A 20603-nucleotide genomic window follows, 5' to 3' on the forward strand; every position below is an offset into this window, starting at 1 on the left:
CGGCCGCCTCCACCCCTTCCCGTTCCGCCACAAGTCCTTCCCGAGCGCGGGAAGTCCCCGGTTCTCCCACGACGAGGCCGGCTCCCCCACCTGGTTCGGGTGGGAGAGCCGGCCGAGGTCGTGCGTCAGGTGGTCAGCGTTGCAGCGTCAGCAAGCCCGGCCGGTACGGCAGCAGGCCGTAGTCCCCGCCGGAGTTGGGGTTGCGCCCCTGGTAGAGGAGCTGCAGGTTGCAGGGGTCGATGGTCTTGGTCTGGTCGGGGTTGGTGCGGATGATGTCGCCGTGGCTGATGTCGTTGGTCCAGGTGGCACCGCTGTTGGCCTTGCCCGCGAACGGGTTGCTCTCGGTGGCGGCCTGCGGGGTCCACGAACCGCTCAGGCTGCTCGAGGTGAACGAGCGGAAGTAGCGCCCGTTGTTCCCCATCGCCTCGACGATCATGAGGTACTGGTTCTGGCCCTGCACCTTGTAGACCTCGACGCCTTCGAACAGGTTCGCCGTCGTGTCGCTCATGATCTGCGTCCAGGACGAGCCGAAGTTGCCGGGGAAGTTGCCGATGGGCATGGTCGCGCGGTAGATCTTCCCGTTGTCACCGGCGAAGAACAGGTACATGTTCGTGCCGTCGCCGATGAGGGTCTGGTCGATGGGACCCGTGCCGGAGTTGGGGATCGTCCCGGTGAAGAGGGTCTGCGGTGACGACCACCCGTTGGCGTTGGAGGGGTCGTTCGACGTCCGGTAGCTGAAGGTGGTCGGTCCCCACTGGTAGGTGAGCACCCAGATGTTCTTCGGTGCGAAGTAGAACAGCGTGGACGCGACGGCTCCGGTGCTCATCCCGTTCTGACTGGCCGAGGCCATGTCCGACCAGTTCGTGAACGTCCCGAAGTTCATCGAGCCCCACGTGGTTCCCGTGTCGTGCGTCGTCGCGTAGACCAGGTGCTTGCCGTTGTACAGGACGTGGGTGAAGTCCTTGAGCGACACCCATCCCTGCTTGGGGGTGGCCAGCGCGCCGGTCGACGACCAGCGGTACGTCGACGGGAGCTGGCACGTGCCGCCCGGCTGCGTGGTCGTCGTGGTCGTGGGACCCGTGCCGCCGCCGACGCGGACGAGCTGCCACTGCTGGTTGGTCCCGTTCCAGTCGCTGTACTGGACGACGTTGGCACCGTCGGCGGTCGAGCCGCCCTGGACCTCGATCGCCTTGCCGCTGTTGCGGTTGACCAGCCTCACGTGTCCGCTGTCGGAGTCGGCGAGGCGGAACTGCTGGTTGGTGCCGTTGGAGTCGGACCACTGGACGATGTTGCCGCCGTCCGCGGTCGAGAAGTTGTGGACGTCGAGGACCTTGTTCGACAGCCGTGACTTCAGGCGGTAGTAGCCGCCGCCCGAGTCGACGAACTGCCACTGCTGCTGGTTGCCGTCGTTGCGCGCCCACTGGGTGATGCGGGCGCCGTCGTTCGTGGCGAGGTTGTAGACGTCCAACGCCTTGCCGCTGTTGCGGTTGACCAACACGTACCAGGCGCTGGTGTCGACGGTCGCCGCCGACACGGGCGTCGCGCTGAAAGCCGCTGCGAGACCGCCGAGCAGGACGGCGACGGCCGCGGTGATGCCGGCCACCCGGCGTCCGCGTCCGCGGGAGACGGAGGTGGTCGGGTGATGGCCTGATCCGGCCATGGGGGCGCTCCTCTTCGGTGAGGTTGGGGAGAGCGCGAGCCGGCAACGTTCGATCGACCACTTGCGCCGAGCGGTCGAGCGCGCGTTTCGTGAACGCACAGCGATTGCTGCGGTTGCCGGTCGCGTACACCAAACTGTGGAGGAGCATCTCCACGAGGTCAAGAATCGTCGAACGCGTTCGATCGATCACGGGAGTCGAACGCGCCGGAGGTGCTCGGCGGTGCAGGGGAACTCGCGGACTGAGACCGCACCAGTTCGCCCCGCACGCTCTCAGGACCTCGCGGCCAGCTCTCGCGCCAGCACAGCGATCGCGTCCGGACCCGTCCGGCAGCAGCCGCCCACCAGCCGCGTGCCGGCGTCGGCCCACTGTCCCGCCGAGACCGCGAACCCGCCGCCGTCCCCGGTCCAGGACCGCTCTCGCGCGTTCCAGGTCTCGCCGCTGTTCGGGTACACCACCACCGGCAGTCCGGTCACCCGCCGCGCGACCGCGACCGCCTCCGCGACATCCTCCGGCGCGCAGCAGTTCACCCCGACCGCGATCACCTCGTCCACACCGGACACCACGCCGAACGCCTCCTCCAGCGGCTGTCCCGCGCACGTCCGGTCACCGCGAACGCTGTAGGAGAGCCACATCGGCACACCGCTGCCGCGCACGACCTCCAGCACCGCCGACGCCTCGTCGACGTCCGGGATCGTCTCCACGGCGAGCACGTCGGGTCCGGCGTCGCGGAGGACCTCGACACGAGGCCGGTGGAACTCGACCAGTTCCCGCCGCGTCAGGCCGTAGCGGCCGCGGTACTCCGAGCCGTCCGCCAGCACCGCCCCGTACGGCCCGACGGACGCCGCCACCCAGCGCTGTCCATCCACATCGGACGCCGCGGAACGGGCCAGTGCCACGCTGGAACGCAGCAGGCGCGCGGTCTCGTCCTCGCTGATGCCCCTGCGGGCGAACCCGGAGAAGCTCGCCTGGTAGCTCGCGGTGATGGCCACGGAGGCGCCCGCCCGGTAGTAGGCGAGGTGGGCGGCGCGCACGGCGTCGGGGTCGGTGAGCAACAACCGCGCCGACCACAGGTCGTCGGACAGGTCGTGACCGGCCGCCTCGAGGGCCGTCGACATGCCGCCGTCGAGCACGACCACGCCGTGCGCCAGAGCTTCCACCAGGTCCACTCGGGCGAGTCTACGTCCGGGGCGGAGGTGGAGGAGTGCGCGACAGTTGCTCCGCCGTGGGTCGCGCACTCCTCCTGAACGGTCTTCGGGCGTCATCTGCCCGCGCGCGCCGCGTTTCCGCGCGGGCGAACGTCGTACCGGCGACCGTCCGTCATGCCGTCCGCGCCACGGGCGCGGACGGGGGTCGGCAGGTGTTCAGGCGGTGCCGCGGTGCGGGGCCGGGTCCGGTGTGCTGGCCCGCCGCGACAACCGGGGCGGCAACAACATCAGCGGAGGCGCCTGCTTGCCCTCCAGCTTGGCCACCAGCAGGTCGACGGCGTGCCGTCCGAGCTCTTCCGCCGGCAACCGCACGGACGTGAGCAACGGCGACATCTGCTCCGCCAGCTCGTCCGGGCAGATCGCCACCACCGCGACGTCACCGGGGACCTGGCGGCCGGCCGCGCGCAGGCAGGTGGTGATCCAGCCGAGTGCCGCCTCGTTGTGCACCACCAGCGCCGTCATGGACGGGTGTGCGCGGATCAGTGCCTTGGTGGCCCGCAACACCGAGTCGTGGTCGCCCTCGACGGCCAGTGCCGTCGCGGCCACTCCCCTGCGCATGGCGGCGGCGCTGAAGCCGTTCATGGTGCGGTGGGCGAAACCCGTGCTGCGGCGGTAGACGGCGCTCGGGGCTCCGAGGAAGCCGATGGAACGGTGGCCCAGGTCAGCGAGGTGGTCGACGCACTTCGCGCCTGCCGCCTCGAAGTCGAGGTCCACACAGGTGAGGCCGCGGGCGGCCGCCGGGTGTCCGATGAGGACGGACGGTTTGGTCAGCTGCCGCAGCAGGGGCACGCGGTCGTCGTCCATTTCGACGTCCATCACGAGGAAACCGTCGACCTGGGCGCTGTTCGCGGCTCTGCGCAGGCCCGCCGCGCCGTCGTCCGCGGTCATGAGCAGCAGGTCCATGTCGTAACGGCGCGCCGTGGTGACCGCGGCGGTGACGAAGCGCATCACCGCGGGCAGGTGCGTGCCCGCGCGCAGCGGGAGGACGAGGCCGATCACGTTGGTCCGGCCCGCCGACATCGTGCGGTCCGAGGTGTGCGGCTGGTAGCCCAGCGCCCTGATGCTCTCGCGGACTCTCGTCTTCGTGTCCGCGGAGATGGACCGCTTGCCGGTGAGGACGTAGGAGACCGTGCTCGGGGCGACCCCGGCGTGCCTTGCGACGTCCGCGATGGTGACCACACAGCCTCCTCTCGCGCTTGCGCTCAGTGAGCGTGCCGACACCATAGGGAGCACCTTCTGATCACATCAAGTGTTATGTGTGCGTTAACATTGCGCATTTCGGGTGGTCCAGACGAATTCACAACCGTCTGGGAACTTGCCCGACAAAGCATGGGAGCAGGCAGGAAGAGCGCGCCCACACGGCGCGGCCCCGAACGACAGGGCCGGCCGCATGGGCACGTTCACATCACCGAGCTCAGAGCGCCGGGTAGGCGTTGCGCATGAGCTCCTGGAACTGCGCGGAGAACCACTTGCCCGAGATGGGGGCGTTGCCGAGCGCGCCGGACATGTTGTTGCCGTTGCGCACGTTGCCGGTGTACGTGGGGTCGCACATCCGGTCGAAGCCCTTGCCCTCGTTGTTCGGGATCTCCTCGCTGGCGCCGTCGGACTCACCCGGCGGCTTGACCCACACGTAGGCGTCGATGCCCGACTCCGGCGCCGCCTTCGGGCGCTCGCCGATGCCGGCACCCGACTGGTTGCACCAGTTGCCGAGGTGGATGCGGCGGTCCAGCTTGCCGCCGTTGACGTAGGCGTCCACCGTCGTCGTCGGGCCGGGGCCCGTCGGACGGGCGCTGCCGCCCCAGCCGTTGCGGCTGGTGTCGATCAGCATGCCGACGTTCGCGTCGAAGCCCGCCTGCACGGCCCGCTGCCGGAACGCCTGCGCGTAGGACAGCTCGTCGACGTAACGGTTCCAGTCCACCCACTTCGACTGGCGGACCGACGTGCCGTTCACCGAGTCCTCGATCTTGAAGTAGGGCTCCTTCAACGCGCCGTAGTTCGCGGTGTTGGCGATGAAGCCCTGCACGTTCGCCTTCGTGCTGCCGGAGGCGTTCGCGGCCTGGAACAGCAGCTCGGCGGTGGCGCCGAAGTTGTCGTCCCAGCCGATCCAGCCGTGGTGGCCGATGTCGAGGTAGTTGTAGACGTTCGGAACCGCACCCAGCTTCGCGAGCGCGTAACCGACACCGGTGACGTAGTTGCCGTTCGACTTCATCGTGTCGCACGCCGCCACCGCGGTCGGCCGCGGTGAGACGTTGGTGATCAGGTTGGGCAGGGAGTCGATCTCCACCGTGGTGACGATCCGCAGGCCCGAGTACGCGGGCCGCGCGAGGATCGACGCGATCGGGTCGATGTACTCCGACTTGTAGCGGTCGATCTCCGTCGCCTTGAGCTCACCGTTGGAGGCCAGGGCCGAGCAGTCACGACCGGGCAGGTTGTAGATCACCAGCTGGATGACGAGCGGTGAGCCCGCCGCCTGGCGCACCGCCTCGTCCAGGTGTCCGACCAGGCCACGGGAGTCCGCCGTGCCCGCGATCGCCGCGATGCGGTCGAGCCACACCGCGGTCGGCTGGTTCGCGATCCGGCTGCCGCCGGGCTCGGCGTTCGCCTTGGCCGCCCAGTCCGGGTTGACGTACTGCTTCGCGCCCACGAACGCGTTGTCGACGCGGTTGCCCGGGCCAGGCCCGTTGGACGTGGTCGTGGTGGTGGTCGTCGTTGTCGTCGTGGTCGTGCTCGTGGGCACGGTTCCGGTGCACGTCGTGCCGTTCAGCGTGAACGTCGACGGGTTCGCGTCACCGGTGGCGGCGTTGCTGCCGTTGAAGCCGACGTCGATGGACGCGTTGGTGCCGAGGCTTCCGTTCCACGCCACGCTGGTCGCGGTCACGTCCTTGCCGGACTGCGACCAGTTGGCGCTCCAGCCCTGTGCCACGCGCTGGCTTCCCGGGAACGAGAACTTGAGCGTCCATCCGCCCGAGATCGCGTCACCGAGGTTGGTGATCTTCACCGCAGCACCGAAACCCCCTCCGCCCCAGCTGTTCGCCGTGTAGTCCACACGGCACCCTGGTGCGGCGCCCGCGGGTGCGCTCATCGCCACCCCGAACGTTGCCACGGCAGTGGCGACCACGACTCCCGCCGCGGCCCACCGCCTCTGTCCGTTGAGCTTCATTGCTCCGGATCTCCTGTCTGTCAATGGTGCTTGATCTCCATGAGCGAACACGCGGTGGGCGTGCACTCAAGTCTTTTCAGGCCGAGGTACTCCATGCCGATCGATCCGGTGAGCGCGAACCCGTCCCCGAAGGCGAGGTCCGGATCGCCCCGGACCTCGCCTTCCGCGAGCGCCGTCCGCCAGGCCTGTTCCAAGCCAGGCCGCAGGACCAGCAACCCGAGCCGCCCGTACGGCTCCTTGGCGCAGGTCCCCCATTCCGCGATGAACGGCGCGTAGACCTTCGACCGCACCGGACCGGCGAAGTCGGTGAAGTCGTCACCCCGCCGGACGGTCGAGCACTCGTCGGTCAGGTCGTGCAGCCACGCGGCGATGCCGTCGACGCCCTTGCTGAGATCCGGGGTGGGTTCGGCGCGTCCTACGAGGAGGGCGAACGTCACCGAACCCACCACCAGGAGGGCGATCAAGGCCCTCATCACCGGACGGCGCACGCCGAACCGTTGAGCGTGAAGGACGTCGGGTCGGTCGGTGTGGACGTCGTCGTGGCGTTGAACCCGAACGACACCGAGCCGCCGGCCGGGATGTCCGCGTTGTACGACACGCCCTTGGCGGTCGCCTGCCCGCTCGCGACGGTGACCGTCGACGACCACGCCTGCGTGAGCTGCTGCCCCGAGGGGAACGCCCACGCGAGCTGCCACGCGCTGACCGCGCTGGTGCCCGTGTTGGACACCGACACGTTCGCCGTGAACCCGCCGTTCCACGTGCTCGGCCGCGAGTACGTCACCGCGCACGACCCGGTCGGGGTCCCGCCGCCGGTCGAGGTTCTGACCGTGACACCCGACGAGGCCGTCGAGGCGTTGCCCGCGGAGTCCGTCGCGACCACCGTGAACGAGTACGAGGTGTCCGCACTCAACCCGGTGACGGTCGCCGAGTTCGTGGCCGACGTCGCGACCACCTGGCCACCGCTGTAGACGCGGTAGGACGAGACGCCCACGTTGTCCGTCGACGCGCTCCAGTCCAGCTTCACCGAACTGCTGGTGACACCGGAGGCGACAGGGGTGCCGGGCGCGGACGGCGCCGTGGTGTCGGGCGTGCCCGTGCCGCCGCCGAACACGACGTCCGAGCAGCTGTAGAACGCCTCGGGGCTGTCCGAGCGCTGCCACAGCGAGTAGATGACGTGCCGGCCCGTCTTGTTGGGCAGACGCGCCTGCCAGGCGTACTCACCGTTCGCCAGCGGCGGGTTCGTCACCTTGTCGAACGGCGCCGACTCGAGGTCGGACCACTTGAGCGGCTTCGTCACGTCGAAGCCGTCCTTGGTGACGTACTGCTCCCACGTGCCGGGGTGCGGCGCCCACGCGTTGTACCGGAAGGTGACCTGGCTGTTCGCCTGCACCTGGGTCGTGGGCCAGTCGGCGCGCGTCAGGTTGTAGGCGGAGAACTTCGTGGTGGGACCGCACAGGTTGCCGTCGGGGATGATCTCCCGGTGGCGTCCGGCGGCGTTGCTGATCAGGTTGCCGAACCAGTCCCACAGCGGTTGCTTCCCGCCCTGGGCCACGGCCGCGGCGCACGCCGGGTTGGTCGGGTTCAGGTCGCCGCCACCGCCGCCCGCGCGGCCGTCCTCGTAGCAGAGGTAGGTGCGGCTGCCGGGCCAGACCATCGACCCGTGCGCGACCGCCGTGCCACCGGTGTGCACCAGGACGGCGCCGACCGCGGCAGCGACTGCCAGGAGCGCTATGCGTTTTCTCATCTCGGGACTCCTCACCCGTAGATCTCGGCGTGCAGGGAGAACGCCGTGGCGATCTCGGCTTGCGCCCAGAAGCGGTGGTAGGTGAACGTCGGCGCCGGTCCACCGTCCAGATAGGACTGCACCTTCGGCCACTGCGGGTCGTTGCGGAACATCGACCGCATCGACAGGAAGGACGAGCCCTGGCCGATCGTGTCGCCGTTGGGCATCTTCCCGGTCCAGCCGGAGGGCACGTACGGGCCTTCGCGGGTGCTGGTGTTGTAGACGTCGTCGAACCGGTTGTAGTCCGTGCGGGTCTCCGGCGTCGCGATGCCCAGGCTGTCCTGGTGCTGCAACAACGACGTCAGCAGCGACTCACCCGTGGTCTTCGCCGAGGCGTTGCCCGACCTCGCCGCGTAGTTCAGCAGCACCTTCGCGTACGACGCGGCCACACCGACGTCCTGGCTGTGGTTGAGCACGCGGACCCGCAGGTTCGCGTTCGAGCCGGGGTTGGTGGCGTTCCACGTGTCCGGCGCCCCCGACCACTCGAGGTCCGAGGGGATCTGGAAGTTCGTGCCGGTCGTGGTGTTCGCGATCGCCCACGGCACCCACTTGTCGAGGATCTTCTTGGCGCGCGCGTCACCGGTCAGCCGGTACAGCGCCGCCGTGCGCTCGATCCCCCACACCTGGAAGCCGAACCACCGGTTGCTCGGCGGGTCGCGCCACACCGGGTGGGCGTCGTAGTACATGCCGTAGAACGTCGGGGTGCCGCTCGGAGGTGAGGCGTACTGGCCCTCCCAGCTGTTCGTCACACCGCCGGCGAGACCGCCGTCGGCCGACTGCAGCCACTGCAGCATCTCGAGCTGCCTGCTCAGCGACGTCGCCCAGTCCTGCTGGCCGGTCGCGGACAACGGCTTGAGCGCCGGCACGTTCGCGAGAGCGTGCGCTGCCAACGGGTTCTGGTAGCCCTGGTGCGAGGCACCGTCACCGATGCGCCACGCCCACCCGGCGGACGTGTCGGTCGCACCGCCCCAGGCGTAGTACCAGGACATCAGGTAGTGCGCGCTGTTCTTGCCGGTCGCGCCGGGGCACGACGACGGGCTGTTGCAGTTGCCGATGCGCTTGAAGTACTTGTCGAACATGGCGTACCGCAGGTAGTCGCCCATCTTGGCGGACTTGCCGATCTCGGCCGAGATGTCCCCGGCCTTGCCCTGGGCCGTGGCCCACTGCTGGGCGAGCAGCGCCACCTGCACCACGCGGGCGTCCGCGTCCGGCGCGTTGGTGTACTTCCACTGCTTGGCGTAGGACGAGTCCTTGGTGAACAGGTCCAGGAAGCCGTTGGGGCCACCGTGCTTGAACGTGTCGCACGAGGGCTGCGGGATGGTCTCCCACACCGACTCCGACGAACCGCGCTGGTAGGTGTTGATGTACGCGGGCGCCGTCGTGCCGTCACCGCAGCGGCCGAAGCCGTAGGTGTTGTCGACGTCGATCAGCCAGTGCATGCCGTAGACGTCGGAGCTGCCGTACGCGGACTTCAGCTCGCCCGCGATCGGGTCCTGGCCGACCGGGACGGTGCCGTCCAGCGTCGACGGGTACTGGTCCATCCTCGGGTGTTCCGGGGCGTAGGTGGCCGGCTTCGACGGGTCGTACTTGTCGTTGGTCGGCTGGTCGGCCTTCGCCGGGATGATGAACTTCTCCATCGACGCGAAGGCGGACTTGAACGGCGCCCAGTCACCGGTGACGCGGCCGTAGCTCGCTTCCAGCCACAGGTAGTAGCTGAACGCCTCGGACGTGGTCTGGTGACCGTGGTCCGGCGCCTCCACCATCAGCGTCTCGACCGAGTGGTAGGGCACGAGCAGGTCGCCGAACTTGCGGAAGTAGCCGCTCGCCGGGTCCTTGATCTTGTTGTACTGGTCGAGGAACGCCTTGTTGAAGTCCGAGGTGGACGGGTCGATCTCGTTGGCCGTGACGCTCGCCGGACTGTAGCCGGTGGCCGACGCGGTGAACGTGGCGGTGCCGAGCGCGCCGCCGTTGTTCGCCGACGTCACCGTCACCGTCTGCTTCGCGGTGCCGGAGAACGTGAGCGTGGCCGGGGTCGCCGTCAGGTCGGAGCTGCCGCTGCGGGCGATCGTGACGGTGACCGGCTGGCTCGGTGCGGTGGCCAGGGAGACGTCGAACGTCGCGGTCTGGCCCTGCTTGACCGAGATCGTGCCCGGTGACGCGAGGACCGCCGGTCCGGACAGCACCTTGACCGCGGCCGGTGCCGAGGTGGTGGTGGCACCGCGGTTGTCGGTGGCCCGCGCGGTGATGCTGTGGTCGCCCGCCGGCGCCGACGTCCACGTGCCGGTGAACGGCGCGCTGGTGTCGGTCGCGATCAGCGAGTCACCGGCGTAGAAGTCGACCTTGGCCACCGTGCCGTCGGTGTCCTGCGCGGTCGCCGCCAGGGGGATCTGCGCGGGCAGGGTGTAGCTGCTGCCGCTGGTGGGTGCCGTCAGTGCCACGGACGGCGACTGGTTGGGCCCGGTGCAGGACACGCCGTTCACGGCGAAGTCCGTCGGCGGCCGGTTCGTCGAACCCTTGCTGCCGTTGAAACCGACCTGCGCGGTGCCGCCGGAGGGCAGCGAAGGCGCCCAGGCCGGGTTGGTCACGGTCACGACCGCGCCGTTCTGCGTGAAGTTGCCGCTCCACCCCTGCGTGACGCGTTGCCCGTCCGGGAACGTCCACGTGAGGTTCCAGCCGTTCAGCGCCTCCCCGTCGTTGCGGATCGACACAGCAGCGCCGAATCCGGTGTTCCACTCGTTGGTGACTTGGTAGGTGACGGTGCAGGCCACCGCGGCCGGTGCCGCGACGGCGGGAGTTCCGCCGATCAGCACCACCGCCGCAACCGCCAACGCCACTTTTCGTCGAGTCATGCCGCCGCCCTCTCGACAACTGGGAGCGCTCCCAGAGTTCACGGCACTGTAACGTGGCCCACAGCGATCAACCGATCACAGGTGTAAGAGATTCTGAGCCGGAAAGCCCTCGCCGGTAAGCCTTTCAGCGCAACGGGGGTTGCTCTACCGGTTCCTCTTACTGCTCCCTTCGAGTGGAATTCTGGGAGCGGTCCCAGGTGAGGACGGGGGCGCCCCCGCCGCTGGGGGCGCCCCCTGGTCTCGTCAGCCGCGCCCGGCTCCGGCACCGGACGTGACCACGCTCTTCACGCTGCTGGCTCCGTCCAGCGGGTACGAGTAGGGAATGCTCTTGACCGAGCCGCCCTGGTCGCCCGTTCCCGAGTTGACGAAGTGGTTGCTGCGCGCCACGAGCGAGCCACCGGGCGAGCTGCCCTCACCGCGGTGGAACGGGTCCTCGGTGTTCTCGAAGTAGTTGCCCTCGACCAGGACACCGCCCTCGACGGTCGACGCGACGCCGTAGTCGGTCACACCGCCGTAATAGTTGTTGTAGACGTGCACCGGGTTGCCGAACCGCACGCGCGGGTGGCGCTGCTGCGTCCCGTCGAACCAGTTGTGGTGGTAGGTCACCCGGAGCTTGCCGCGATCCTCCGAGCCGTTGTCGTCGCTGTGGCCCAGCAGCATCGTCTTGTTGTGGCTGGTGAACTTGTTCCACGACACCGTGACGTAGTCGGAGGCCCGCTTGATGTCGAGCGCACCGTCGTAGCCGTTGGAGAAGGTGTTGTGGTCGATCCACACGCGGGTGGAGTACTGCACGTTGACCGCGTCGTCACCCCAGCTCCGGAAGTTGAGGTTGCGGACGATCACGTTCGAGGCGTTGGCGATGTTCAGGCCCTGCCCGGTGATCGCCGCGCTCGAGCCGACGCCCTCGATGGTCTTGTTCGAGGCCACCTTCGTCATGCTCGACAGCGAGATCGTGCCGGAGACCCGGATCACGGCCGCGCCCGACGCCTTGGCGGCCGCGACGAACGCGGACGCCGTGGTCACGGTCACCGGGCTGGCGCTGCCGCCACCCGTCGTGCCACCTCCCTGAGTGGCCCAGCCGACCAGCCCGAACGGTGCCGCGGTCGCCTGGGGAACAGATACCGCGCCGAGAACCAGCGCGGCGACGGAAATCAATGCTGCACGCTTTGGAATCATTCCACGCTCCCAATTCGTGAGCGGCGGTGCAACCCACACAACCAGCCGGCAACAGAGCGGTCAACCAATTCGACGATATTCGACTCGAACAATCGAAACGAGTTGACAGAAAAGATCACCGTTCTACCATCGAATTACCGCCGCGCATCCCACTGCAAGCGGAGCGCACATGAAGAAACTCGCACCATTGGTGTTGGCCGCGGCACTGACCGCCTTTCTCGCACCTCAGGCACAGGCCGCGGGCAGCACCTTTCCCACCCCGTCGGGAACGAAACCGGTCGGCACGACCATCAAGGTCGGGTCGAGCGGTTACGACGGGGGCATGCAACGGTTCTACGGCACCGGCGACCTCGGCACCGGCGGCCAGGGCGAGGACCAGGGGCCGATCTTCCAGCTGGCCGACGGCGCGACGCTGAAGAACGTCGTGCTCGGCGCGCCGGCCGCCGACGGCGTCCACTGCCTGGGCACCTGCACGCTCTCCAACGTCTGGTGGGAGGACGTCGGCGAGGACGCGGCCACGTTCAAGGGCACGTCGTCCTCGCAGACCATGACCATCAGCGGTGGCGGCGCGCGCAAGGCGTCGGACAAGGTCTTCCAGCACAACGGGCCGGGCACGATGGTCATCCGCGACTTCCAGGTGGACGACTTCGGCAAGCTCTACCGGTCCTGCGGCAACTGCAAGACGCAGCACAAACGGCACGTCGTGCTCGAGAACGTCACCGCGTTCTCCCCCGGCAAGGCGCTGGTCGGCATCAACACCAACTACGGCGACACGGCGCGGTTCTCGAGGATCACGATCGTCGGGGACAGCAGCAAGAAGATTTCGATCTGCGACAAGTACCAGGGTGTCACCAGCGGTGAGCCGAAGAAAATCGGCACCGGCGCGGACAGCACGAACTGCCTGTTCAAGTCGTCGGACATCACCTATCGCTAGAGGAAATGCCCCGGCCGCCGGCCGGGGCATTTCTCACCACACTTCAAGAGTGTGAACTCCGATGTGTTCGAAATTCCAGTCGTCACCGATTCCCGGTGTCTTCGGCAGTACGACCACCCCGTTCTCATCGAGTGGATCGGCTAGGGAGTTCCGGTGCGGCGGAATCCGGTCGAAGTCGACGTACGGATGCAGCAGACCCCGTTCGTACCACCGGCCCGCGTCGGTCGCGCCGAGCACGGTGAGGCTGGCCGACCCGTTGCCGTGGATCTCGCAGTCCAGGTTGAACGCCTCGGCGAGGTGCACGGTCTTGAGCACCGGCGTGATGCCACCGCTGCCCGCGGGTCCCACGCGCAGGATGTCGCACGCCCCGGCCGTGATCCACTCGGCGCGGGTCATGTACTTGCCCCACGCCACCTCGGGGCCGATCACCGGGATGTCGAGCTGCTCGGCGAGCCACCGGTAGGAGCTGATCGACGCCTCCTCCATCGGTTCCTCGAACCAGTAGAAGCCGAGCTCCTGCAACGCCCTGCCGAGCCGCAGCGCCTCCGTCCGCGAGTACCAGTGGCTCGCGTCGAGCATCAGCGCCACGTCCGGGCCCACCGCCTCCCGCACCGCCCGGCAGGCCTCGACGTCCCGGGAGACGCTCGGCGCGCCGGGCACCGGCGGCATCCACGTGTGCAGCTTGATCGCCCGGTAGCCCACCGACACCAGGTGCCGCGCGAAGTCCGCGTAGTCGCCCGGTGTCGCCAGGCCGTCCGCGTCACCGCACATCGTGCTGGCGTAGGCCGGGACCCGGTCCCGCGCGCCGCCCGCGAGCTTCCACGCCGGCAGCTCCACCCTGCGCGCCACGAGGTCCCACAGCGCCTGGTCGACGAACCCCAGCGCGCGGTCGGTGAAACCGCCGTGCGATCCCCGCTGCCGTCGCGCGAGCAGCCGCCACAGCCGTTCGCGGTCCCACGGGTCCTGGCCGAGCAGCACCGGCCGCACGTGCTTGTCCAGCACGGCCGGCCTGAGCTGGTCGGGCTGGATCTGGCAGAAGCCGGTGACACCGTCGGTGTCGGTGACCTCCAGCAGGGCCTCGACGACCTCGTGCTCGGGCGCCGGGTGCCGGTGCCCCTCCGCGTCGACGGACGTGGCCGCCGTGGTCTTGAACGTCCGCACCACGACCCGGTCGATCACTTGCGCTTCTCCCAGTCCTGCTGGGCGGTCGTGAGCTTGGCCGCGAGCTGGTCGAGGAACTCCTGCGCGGGCATCTGCCCCAGCAGCACCTTCTGGTAGAGCGGCTCGGTGTCGGTCTTGGTGATCGAGGAGTACTCCGGCAGGTAGACCGGCGCCGGCACGAGCACGGTGGCCGGGTCCTCCAGCACGCCGAGCGCCATCTTCACCGCCGGGTTCTTCTGGATCCACTCGGCGCCGCGCACGTCGGTGTTCGCCGGGATCTGACCGACCTTCTCGTTCCAGTACCCGTTGCTCTCCGCCGACGTCAGGAACTCGACGAACTTCCACGACGCCTCGCGGTTCTTCGCGCCCTTGAACACGGCGAAGCCGTCGGTCGGGTTCGGCACGACGGTCCGCTTGCCCGACGGCCCCTTCGGCAACGGCATGGCGCTGACGCGTTCCGGGCCCAGTGCCTTCATGACGTCGGCGGTCGAGCCGAGGTTGTGGTGCATCATCGACACCGTGCCACCGGTGAACTGGGCGACCATCTGCGTGTAGTTGTTGTTCACGTCGGCCTCGGGCGTGGCCTTCTTGTACAGCTCCGCGACCTTGCGCACGAGCTCGGCGTTGCGCGGGTCGGCGACCGTGCTCTTGCCGCCCTCGTAGAACTTCTCGACGCCGGAGTAGGAGTAGGCCTCGGACAGCAGCTGGAAGATCGAGCCTGCGCCACCGCGGATGGTGAAGCCGTAGAGGTTGTCCGCCGGCTTCGTCAGCTGGGTGGCCGCCTTCGCCAGATCGTCCCAGGTGGACGGTTCTCCGATCTTGTTCTCCTCGAACCTGTCCGACCGGTACCAGATCACGTCCATGTTGCCCGACGCGGGAACGGCGTAGAGCTTGCCGTCGGGCGCCGTCTGCCGCACGGTCTCCAGCAGGCCGCCCAGCAACTTCCCCTTGAGCGCACCGTTCTCGACGCGGTCGTCCGCCGGCTCGAGCGCGTCCTGCCCGACGAGGTGCGCGAGGTAGGACGTCGTGACGCCACCGACGTCCGGCGTCGCACCGCCCGCGATGGCCGTGTCGTACTTCTGCTGCACCGACGAGCTCGGGATGCCGACGTACTCGATCTTGATGTCGGGGTTCGCCGCCTCGAACCGCTTGATCAGCTCCTGGTAGATCGGGGTGCGGCCGGGGCCGCCGTTGTTGTCCCAGAACGTGACCGTCGTCGGGCCGTCCTGCCCTGCGGAGCACGCGCTCAGCACGAGCGCCAGTGCGACAAGCAGTCTTCTCATCAAAGCTCCTTTGTGGATGTTCCGTCTTGGAACAGCCGGAAACGAGGACCTGCGACACAGACGAAACGATCGACTTCCGGGTCGGACGCAGCCCACTCCGGAACCCGCAAACGGGTCCTGTAGGTTGTGGATGTGGGGGATGCGCCGGTAACGCGAGCGTTCAAGTTCCGCTTCTATCCAACCGATTCGCAGGCTGCGGAGCTCTTGCGCACGTTCGGCTGCGTTCGGAAGGTCTACAACTTGGCGCTCGCAGTGCGTACCGAGGCATGGGTGCAGCGGCAAGAACGGGTGAACTACTACGACACCTCGGCGATGCTGACCGCGTGGAAGAAGACTGAGGAACTGGCGTTTCTCACCGAGGTGTCGTCGGTGCCGCTGCAGCAGACGTTGCGCCACTTGCATGTGGCGTTCGCGAACTTCTACTCCGAGCGAGCGAGACACCCGCGTTTCAAGTCGCGCAAGAAGTCCCGCCGGTCGGCCGAGTACACGACAAGTGCGTTCCGGTATGACGATGGCCGGTTGACACTGGCCAAGATGCGCGATCCGTTGAACATCGTGTGGTCGCGACGGCTCCCTGACGGAGTGTCGCCCTCCACTGTCACCGTGTCGCAGGACAGCGCCGGCCGTTGGTTCGTGTCTTTGCGGTGTCAGGATCCGACCGTGACCACGCTGCCCCCGACCACCAGCGCGATCGGCATCGACGTCGGCCTGGATCATCTTCTGGTCCTCTCCGCTGGAGAGAAGATCACCAATCTGCGGCTCGAACGCCGTGATCGAAAACGCCTTGCTCGCGCTCAAAAGGCATTGGCACGTAGGGCGTGCGGTAACGGAGCGAACCGCATCAAGGCGCGCCGCAAGGTGGCCCGAATACATGCCAGGATCGCAGATCGCCGTCGCGATCACCTGCACAAGATCACCACTCGACTCGTGCGTGAGAACCAAACGCTCGTGATCGAGGATCTCGCCGTGCGGAACATGGTCAAGAACCGAAGACTCGCACGCGCCATCAGCGATGCTGGATGGGCGCAGTTCCGCGAAATGTTGGAATACAAAGCAGTCTGGTACGGGCGAGACGTGATCACCGTGAACCGGTGGTTTCACTCCTCCAAGCTGTGTTCGGCGTGCGGGGTGCGTCGCGAAACGATGCCGTTGAGCACTCGCAGGTGGACGTGCACCTGCGGTGTCGAGCATGACCGCGACATCAATGCAGCGCGCAACATCATGGCCGCCGAGCTGGCGGCTTCTGCCTGTGGAGCTGATGTAAGACCTCAACGGAATACTCCGAGCGGGCGATTGGCAGAGAAGCAGGAATCTCCTCTCCCCTCGGGGAGAGGAGAAGTCAACCCTTGACCGCACCGGCGCTCAGTCCCTGGACCAGGAACTTCTGCACCACGGCGAAAACCAGCACGACCGGCACCGCGGCGACGACGCCGCCCGCCGCGAGCGCCCCGAAGTCGGTGTTGAACTCCCCCAGCGCGTAGCTCAGCCCGACCGGCAGCGTGAACTTGTCCTGCTTGCTCGCGAACATCAGCGCGAACAGGAAGTTGTTCCAGGCGCCGATGAACGCGAACGACCCGACGGCCACGAGCGCAGGCTTGAGCTGCGGCAGCGTCACCGCGAAGAACGCGCGCAGCCGCGTGCACCCGTCGACCATCGCGGCCTCTTCGAGCTCGACCGGGACGTTGCGCACGAACCCGCTCATCAGGATCAGCGCGAGCGGCAGCTGGAACGCGGTGTCCGCGATGATCAGACCGGTGAGGCTGTTCAGCAGCCCGGCGGACTTGAAGATCACGAACAACGGGATCAGCATCATCGCGCCGGGGATGAACTGCGTGCACAGCAACGCCAGCAGGAACACCCGCTGACCGCGGAACTTGAAGCGCGCCAGGGCGTAGCCGCCCATCAGCGCGAACACCGTGACGACGACGAGCGTGCCGACTCCGATGATCAGGCTGTTCTGGAAGAACAACCCGAAGCCGACGCCGTTCCACACGGTGTCGAAGTGCTCGAAGGTGATCGGCCACGGCACGAGCGAGGTCTCCCCCGCGGGCCTGAGCGCGAAGACCAGCATCCAGTAGAACGGGATCAGCGTGAACAGCAGGTAGAGCACCAACGGCAGGTGCAGCCGGAAGTACCGGCTCGGGTCGCGGTGCTTGCGGCGTCGAGGTGGCGCCGGAGGCGGCGGCACGACGGTCTTCGGACGAGTCAGTGTCTGGGTCACGCCCGGCTCCCGAACTTGGACACCCTCAGGTAGAGGATCGAGAAGAACAGCAGGATCACGAAGCCGGCCATGGTGAGCGCCGAGCCGTAGCCGAAGTCGTGCGAGTCGACGGCCTTGCGCGCCACGTAGAGCGGAAGCGTGGTGGTCTGGTTCGCCGGTCCCCCACCGGTGAGCGTGTAGATGAGGTCGACGTTGTTGAACTCCCACACCGCCCTCAGCAACGTGGACAGCACGATCGCGTCCCGCAGGTGCGGCAGCGTGACGCTGACGAACCGCCGCCACCGCCCGGCTCCGTCGACACTTGCCGCCTCGTACAGGTCGTTCGGGATGGTCTGCAGATCGGCGAGCAGCAGGATCGCGAAGAACGGCACGCCGCGCCACAGCTCGGTGACGACGGTCGCGGGGAACACGGTCGCCGGGTCGCCGAGCACCGACGTGCCGGGATCGCCGATGCCCCACTGGGCGAGCTGCTGGAAGATGCCCGTCGACGGGTTGTAGAGCAGGATCCAGATGCCGGTGGTGAGCACGCCGGACACCGCCCACGGCGAGAACACCAGCGCTCGCGCCATCGCGCGGCCGACGAACGTCTCGTTGACGATCAGCGCGAGGACCAGTCCCAGCACTAGCTGCAGCCCGACCTCGACCGCCACCCACTTGGCGCTGAACGCGAGGCTCTGCCAGAACAGCTCGTCCTCGAACAGCATCCTGCGGAAGTTCTCGAACCCGATGAAGCCGTTCTTCCACGGTTGCGTGACGGTGTGCTGGCGCAGGCTGAACCACCCGACGCTGGCGATCGGGTAGACCAGGAACACCGCCATCAGCAGGAGCGTCGGAGCGATCAGGGCGTAGGGCGCCCAGGTGCGGGTTCTCACGCGGGGTTCCACCCGCTCAGGTAGGCGGCCTTCGTGTGCTGCCGCGCCTGCTCGTCGGTGAGCTGCGGGCGGTCGGCGCCCGTTCCCGCGCCGGGCCCGGTGTTGCGGTACTCCGCGAACCTGGCGCCACGCCACGGGAATCCGGACATGTCGGTCCACGGCGCGCTCTTGACCGCGGCGGGCAGTTCGGTGTCGCGGATGGTGACCTGGGCGATCGCGTCGGGGTCACCGCCGGGGTGCCAGGGCCTGCCGAGGAAGTAGGTGCCGGCCGGGGCGTCGCTGCGGATCTTCGAGTGGACGATCAGGAAGCCGTGCGGGTTGTCGTTCCTCGTGCTCGCGGCGGTCACGTACCCGTTGGGGTCCTGGCCGCGGCTCAGCGCGGTGATGGTCGCCCGTTCGAAGACGGCCGTCGCCCTGCCGAAGAGGAAGTCGACGTCACCGGTGATCGCGCAGTCGCGGTAGTACTGGCGCGAACGCGTGTTCGTGGCCGGGGTGTCGGCGTACAGGGTGTCCTGGTGGCCTTCGAAGCGCACGCGGTCGAACAACGCCCTGTCGCCGGTCACCTTCGCGGCGACGGCCTGCGTCGCGGTGATCTCCGGGTGCTTCGCGCGGTCGAACGAGTTGCGGAAGGTGATGTCCCGCGCGGTGAAACCGTCCGCGGCGATGGTGGCCGTGGCACTGCCCGTCGTGCCGTACGTGGTGCCGTCGGGCTTCTTCGTGCCGTTGGCGTTGTCGTAGTCGATCACGACGTCCTGAGCTCGTCCGGTGGCGCCCCTGATCGTGAGGCTCTTCTTGCTGGCCGGGACCTTGACCACCTCCCGGTACACGCCCTTCGGCAGGGTGATCACCGCGTTGTCGGGCGCCGCGTCGATCGCGGCCTGCACGGTGGCGAAGCCCCTGCCGACGACGAGGTGGTGCCCCGCCGGCCGCGCGCCCGCCCGGAGGTGCCTGATCCGGTGCGCGGGTTCCAGACCCCGGTTCAGCGTCGGCGTCCACCCGGCGTCCGTGCCGAGCGCCTTGTCGGGGAACGCGGCGTTGTGGGCGTTCACCAGGCTCACCGGCCGCCCGTCGACCAGGTTGCCGACGTCCGTGATCGCCATCCCGCCCCAGTTGTAGACGACCTCTTCGGGCGCGATGCCCTTGACGAAGTTGTTCTGCGCGTAGATCTGCGACTTGACGCCGACGCCCCAGCTGTAGGTCTGCGCGCCCTCGTACAGGTTGTTGTAGACGTGCACCTGCCCGAACCGCACCCGCGGCGCCCGTTCGAGCACGTCGCGGAAGACGTTGTGGTGCACCGAGACCCGCAGCTTGCCCGGATCCGTCGTCGAGGTGTTCGACGACCCGATCAGCATCGTCTTGCCGTGCTCCGCGAACACGTTGCGGGACACCGTGACGAGGTCGGACCCGTTCGTGATGTCGAGCTGCCCGTCGTGCACCTGGTACGGCCGTCCGAAGTGGAGCGGCTGCGCGCTGTCGACGTTCGGCTCGTCGGTGAACGTGCTGTGGTCCACCCACACGTGCTCCGAGCGCTGGACCGACACCGAGTCGTAGAGCGAGTTCCAGTTGCCGGGCAGCGACCCGGGACTGTTGTCGGTCGGATCCCATTGCGGGAAGCAGTCGGCGGTGTCGCGGAACGTCAGGTTGCGCACGATCACGTTGCGCGCGTTGTGGATCCGGAGACTGCCACCGGTGATCCCCGCACCCCTGCCGACCCCGATGATCGTCGTGTCCGCGAGCACGTTCAGCCCGATGACCGCTTCCTGCTTCTTCGCCGACGCCACCCGCGCCAACTCCAACGCCCCTTCGGGCTCGCGCTCCCACCCCCACACCGCCGGGTCGTAGGCGGCGAGGTAACCGGCCAGTGTGTACCCGTCGACCGCGTAGTCCTCACACCGCAACGGTTTCCCGTCGTCCCCGGTGTTCGCGTCGATCACACCCCTGACCTTGACGATCCTCGGAGCAGGACTGGCGAGGGCCGCGACGAGCTCGGCCCGCGTGCGCACCTCGTGCACGTTCGAGGCGGGCGCCGCCGCTCCCCCGCTCGTGCCGGGCCCGGACGACGCCCAGCCGTCCCCAGCGGGAAGCACCTGCCGTGCCGGATCTGGGCCGGCCTGCGCGGGGAGGGTCGCCACCCCGGTGAATGCGCACGCCAGAACCAGCGCGCCAACGAAAAGCCGCATGACGGAATACCCTCCGGAAAGCAGGATTCACATTCTTGAACACCGTCCACGATCGTGAAACGAGAATACGAATGTGTCTGCCACGCGTCAACGAAGTGAATCCATTCGACAATTCGGC

Annotated in this window: 15 protein-coding genes; 2 read left to right on the top strand and 13 right to left on the bottom strand. The window is 68.0% G+C overall.

Annotated features, from left to right (window positions below; translation table 11 throughout):
• Positions 1-133 precede the first annotated feature (133 nt).
• From IE307_RS02390 to IE307_RS02425, 8 genes are all read right to left on the bottom strand, one after another.
• Positions 134-1660 carry a non-reducing end alpha-L-arabinofuranosidase family hydrolase gene (locus IE307_RS02390; RefSeq protein ID WP_191295759.1) on the bottom strand — a complete coding sequence of 509 codons (1527 nt, stop codon included), beginning with the start codon at positions 1658-1660 and terminating at the stop codon, positions 134-136.
• Between the two features lie 270 nt (positions 1661-1930).
• On the bottom strand, positions 1931-2818 hold the full coding sequence (mmuM, locus tag IE307_RS02395; protein ID WP_268250338.1) for a homocysteine S-methyltransferase: 888 nt from the start codon (positions 2816-2818) through the stop codon (positions 1931-1933).
• A gap of 204 nt (positions 2819-3022) precedes the next feature.
• Positions 3023-4045 carry a LacI family DNA-binding transcriptional regulator gene (locus IE307_RS02400; protein ID WP_229904308.1) on the bottom strand — a complete coding sequence of 341 codons (1023 nt, stop codon included), beginning with the start codon at positions 4043-4045 and terminating at the stop codon, positions 3023-3025.
• A gap of 235 nt (positions 4046-4280) precedes the next feature.
• Positions 4281-6026, bottom strand: coding sequence for a glycoside hydrolase family 6 protein (locus IE307_RS02405; RefSeq protein WP_191295762.1), 1746 nt, complete (start codon positions 6024-6026; stop codon positions 4281-4283).
• A gap of 20 nt (positions 6027-6046) precedes the next feature.
• Positions 6047-6499: a hypothetical protein gene (locus IE307_RS02410; protein ID WP_191295763.1), complete on the bottom strand. Its 453-nt coding sequence runs from the start codon at positions 6497-6499 to the stop codon at positions 6047-6049.
• Positions 6499-7770, bottom strand: a complete 1272-nt coding sequence (locus tag IE307_RS02415; protein ID WP_191295764.1) for a lytic polysaccharide monooxygenase — start codon at positions 7768-7770, stop codon at positions 6499-6501. The genes IE307_RS02410 and IE307_RS02415 overlap by 1 nt, the downstream gene beginning before the upstream one ends.
• A gap of 11 nt (positions 7771-7781) precedes the next feature.
• On the bottom strand, positions 7782-10658 hold the full coding sequence (locus IE307_RS02420) for a glycoside hydrolase family 48 protein (protein ID WP_191295765.1): 2877 nt from the start codon (positions 10656-10658) through the stop codon (positions 7782-7784).
• Positions 10659-10901: 243 nt separating this feature from the next.
• Complete coding sequence (locus tag IE307_RS02425) at positions 10902-11813, bottom strand: pectate lyase family protein (RefSeq protein WP_229904309.1); 912 nt, start codon at positions 11811-11813, stop codon at positions 10902-10904.
• Between the two features lie 190 nt (positions 11814-12003).
• Here IE307_RS02425 and IE307_RS02430 point away from each other — a divergent pair, with 190 nt between their 5' ends.
• Entirely contained in the window at positions 12004-12768 is a 765-nt protein-coding gene (locus IE307_RS02430; RefSeq protein ID WP_191295767.1) for a pectate lyase, read from the top strand.
• A gap of 33 nt (positions 12769-12801) precedes the next feature.
• Here the strand turns inward: IE307_RS02430 and IE307_RS02435 are convergent, their stop codons facing one another.
• Together IE307_RS02435 and IE307_RS02440 are read right to left on the bottom strand one after the other, a co-directional pair.
• A complete protein-coding gene (locus tag IE307_RS02435) occupies positions 12802-13947 on the bottom strand; it encodes an enolase C-terminal domain-like protein (protein ID WP_191295768.1) in 1146 nt (381 codons plus the stop codon).
• Positions 13944-15212 (bottom strand): ABC transporter substrate-binding protein, encoded by a 1269-nt coding sequence (locus tag IE307_RS02440; RefSeq protein ID WP_191295769.1) that lies wholly within the window; start codon positions 15210-15212, stop codon positions 13944-13946. The genes IE307_RS02435 and IE307_RS02440 overlap by 4 nt, the downstream gene beginning before the upstream one ends.
• A 132-nt stretch (positions 15213-15344) precedes the next feature.
• On the opposite strand from IE307_RS02440, the gene IE307_RS02445 reads away from it, so the two are divergent.
• Positions 15345-16562 carry an RNA-guided endonuclease InsQ/TnpB family protein gene (locus IE307_RS02445; protein ID WP_191295770.1) on the top strand — a complete coding sequence of 406 codons (1218 nt, stop codon included), beginning with the start codon at positions 15345-15347 and terminating at the stop codon, positions 16560-16562.
• Here IE307_RS02445 and IE307_RS02450 read toward each other — a convergent pair.
• Genes IE307_RS02450 through IE307_RS46540 form a run of 3 tightly spaced genes read right to left on the bottom strand, consistent with a single transcriptional unit; the run spans position 16552 to position 20485 of the window.
• Positions 16552-17433 (bottom strand): carbohydrate ABC transporter permease, encoded by an 882-nt coding sequence (locus IE307_RS02450; protein WP_191295771.1) that lies wholly within the window; start codon positions 17431-17433, stop codon positions 16552-16554. The genes IE307_RS02445 and IE307_RS02450 overlap by 11 nt on opposite strands.
• Positions 17430-18305 carry a carbohydrate ABC transporter permease gene (locus IE307_RS02455; RefSeq protein WP_229904310.1) on the bottom strand — a complete coding sequence of 292 codons (876 nt, stop codon included), beginning with the start codon at positions 18303-18305 and terminating at the stop codon, positions 17430-17432. The genes IE307_RS02450 and IE307_RS02455 overlap by 4 nt, the downstream gene beginning before the upstream one ends.
• Positions 18302-20485, bottom strand: coding sequence for a pectinesterase family protein (locus IE307_RS46540; RefSeq protein WP_229904311.1), 2184 nt, complete (start codon positions 20483-20485; stop codon positions 18302-18304). The genes IE307_RS02455 and IE307_RS46540 overlap by 4 nt, the downstream gene beginning before the upstream one ends.
• Between the last annotated feature and the right edge of the window lie 118 nt (positions 20486-20603).

The organism is Lentzea cavernae (assembly GCF_014653695.1).
GTDB classification, from domain to species: domain Bacteria; phylum Actinomycetota; class Actinomycetes; order Mycobacteriales; family Pseudonocardiaceae; genus Lentzea; species Lentzea cavernae.

Excerpts from the sequence above, each read along its gene's own strand:
- IE307_RS02420 (WP_191295765.1), bottom strand. The coding sequence starts at position 10,658 with ATGACTCGACGAAAAGTGGCGTTGGCGGTTGCGGCGGTGGTGCTGATC.
- IE307_RS46540 (WP_229904311.1), bottom strand. The coding sequence starts at position 20,485 with ATGCGGCTTTTCGTTGGCGCGCTGGTTCTGGCGTGCGCATTCACCGGG.
- IE307_RS02440 (WP_191295769.1), bottom strand. The coding sequence starts at position 15,212 with ATGAGAAGACTGCTTGTCGCACTGGCGCTCGTGCTGAGCGCGTGCTCC.
- IE307_RS02390 (WP_191295759.1), bottom strand. The coding sequence starts at position 1,660 with ATGGCCGGATCAGGCCATCACCCGACCACCTCCGTCTCCCGCGGACGC.
- IE307_RS02405 (WP_191295762.1), bottom strand. The coding sequence starts at position 6,026 with ATGAAGCTCAACGGACAGAGGCGGTGGGCCGCGGCGGGAGTCGTGGTC.
- IE307_RS02430 (WP_191295767.1), top strand. The coding sequence starts at position 12,004 with ATGAAGAAACTCGCACCATTGGTGTTGGCCGCGGCACTGACCGCCTTT.
- IE307_RS02410 (WP_191295763.1), bottom strand. The coding sequence starts at position 6,499 with ATGAGGGCCTTGATCGCCCTCCTGGTGGTGGGTTCGGTGACGTTCGCC.
- IE307_RS02415 (WP_191295764.1), bottom strand. The coding sequence starts at position 7,770 with ATGAGAAAACGCATAGCGCTCCTGGCAGTCGCTGCCGCGGTCGGCGCC.